Origin of the sequence: Shewanella sp. 10N.286.51.B2 (assembly GCF_041469265.1) — a bacterium.
Lineage (GTDB): Bacteria > Pseudomonadota > Gammaproteobacteria > Enterobacterales > Shewanellaceae > Shewanella.
Genome location: NZ_JBFRKH010000152.1, coordinates 1 through 582, shown reverse-complemented (window position 1 = coordinate 582; position 582 = coordinate 1). Strand labels below are relative to the sequence as shown.

Genomic DNA, 582 nt, shown 5'->3' with positions numbered 1-582 from the left:
CAGCGCGGGTGTCGACATGTCACCTGACTATGCTCACTCAGGCATAGCCACACTTGGCAATACAACACTCTATGCGGATGGCAAGCTGACCATTACAGACCCCGATGTAGGCGAGTCAGGATTTGAACGCCAAGGCAGCAATGGTTACGACTATCACGGCACCTATGGCGATCTAATCTTACTCACCGATGGCACCTGGCATTACCATGCCGATGCTGGGCATCTATCAGGTATAGGTGCTAGGCCCACAACGCGTGGCACTGCAATTGACCAGCTTGGTGAAGGACAAAGCTTAACCGATACGATTACAGTCCATTCAAAAGATGGTACAACACACGATATTGTCATCACCATTCACGGCAGTAACGACAGACCTTACTGTTCATCTGAAGTGGTGCTACAAAGTGGCAGCGAAGATACCCGCCAAACTCTGACGACAGCACAACTACTTGCCAATACCGTGGACGTCGATAAAAACGATGCCGGTAAACTAACCATTGAAAACCTGCATGCTGACCATGGCTCTATTCTAAACAATGCCGATGGTACGTTTACGTTTACCCCAGAAAAAGACTACAACGG

General features: G+C 49.1%; 1 protein-coding gene. It reads left to right on the top strand.

Annotation, left to right across the window (positions count from 1 at the left end; all coding sequences use genetic code 11):
- Positions 1 to 16: 16 nt before the first annotated feature.
- The coding region (locus tag AB4140_RS19820; protein WP_372002363.1) for a VCBS domain-containing protein at positions 17 to 582 on the top strand (566 nt) is incomplete at its 3' end.